The sequence below is a fragment of the Kineococcus vitellinus genome (genome assembly GCF_009906315.1).
Taxonomy (GTDB): domain Bacteria; phylum Actinomycetota; class Actinomycetes; order Actinomycetales; family Kineococcaceae; genus Kineococcus; species Kineococcus vitellinus.
Window position 1 is genome coordinate 1 of sequence record NZ_JAAALL010000585.1, and the last position, 980, is coordinate 980.

Here is a 980-nt window from a genome sequence, read left to right on the forward strand (position 1 = left end):
CGCCCGCGCCGCCGTCGACCCGGGCGCCGCCACGACAGGCTGGAGACCAGCGTGAGCACCGAGCAGGACCCCACCACCACCGCGACCCGGGAGTGGGACGAGCGCCTCGTGCCCGGCCGCTTCGCCGGCAGGACCGTCGTCGTCACCGGCGCCGGGTCCGGCATCGGCCGGGCCACCGCCTCCCGCCTGGTGCGCGAGGGCGGGCACGTCGTCGGCGTCGACGTCGCCGCCGAGCGGCTGGAGGGCCTCCTCGCCGAACTGGGCGCAGGAGCGGGCGCGGAACTGCCCGGCGGCGGGCGCCTGAGCCCGGTGGGCGCCGACATCACCGACGACGCCTCGATCGAGCGGGTCCTGGCCGTGGCCGGCGAGCGGGTGGACGCGCTGGCGAACATCGCCGGGATCATGGACGACATGTCGGCGCTGCACGAGATGTCCGACGCGGTGTGGCGGCGGGTGTTCGCGGTGAACGTGGACGGCACGATGAAGCTGATGCGCGCGGTGCTGCCGGGGATGCTCCAGCGCGGCGCCGGGTCGATCGTCAACACCGCCTCCGAGGCGGCGCTGCGCGGTTCGGCGGCGGGGGCGGCGTACACCGCCTCCAAGCACGCGGTGGTGGGGCTGACCAAGAGCGCGGCGTTCGCCTACGGGCCCAGCGGGATCCGGGTGAACGCGGTGGCGCCGGGGCCGACCGTCACGGGCATCGAGGTGAAGGTGACCACGCAGTTCGGCCCGGCCCGGCTGGGCAGCGCGCGCGGCATCATGCCGGCGGCGGTCTCGGCGCAGGTGCTGGCGTCCTCGATCGCGTGGCTGCTCAGCGAGGACGCGTTCAACGTCAACGGGGTCGTGCTGGCCTCCGACGGCGGCTGGTCCGCCGCCTGAGGGCGGGCACCTCGGCTACCGTCGCACCGCGGCGCGGGCGTGCCGCGGACGTGCCCGGCGGGGAGGAGCTGCTGTGCTCGCGCACCGGAGGGGTCCGGCCG

At 76.4% G+C, this 980-nt stretch carries 1 protein-coding gene; it reads left to right on the forward strand.

The features are described from left to right. The first annotated feature begins 51 nt into the window (after positions 1 to 51). Entirely contained in the window at positions 52 to 879 is an 828-nt protein-coding gene (locus GTQ99_RS23570) for an SDR family NAD(P)-dependent oxidoreductase (RefSeq protein WP_205708126.1), read from the forward strand. The last annotated feature ends 101 nt before the right edge of the window (positions 880 to 980 follow it).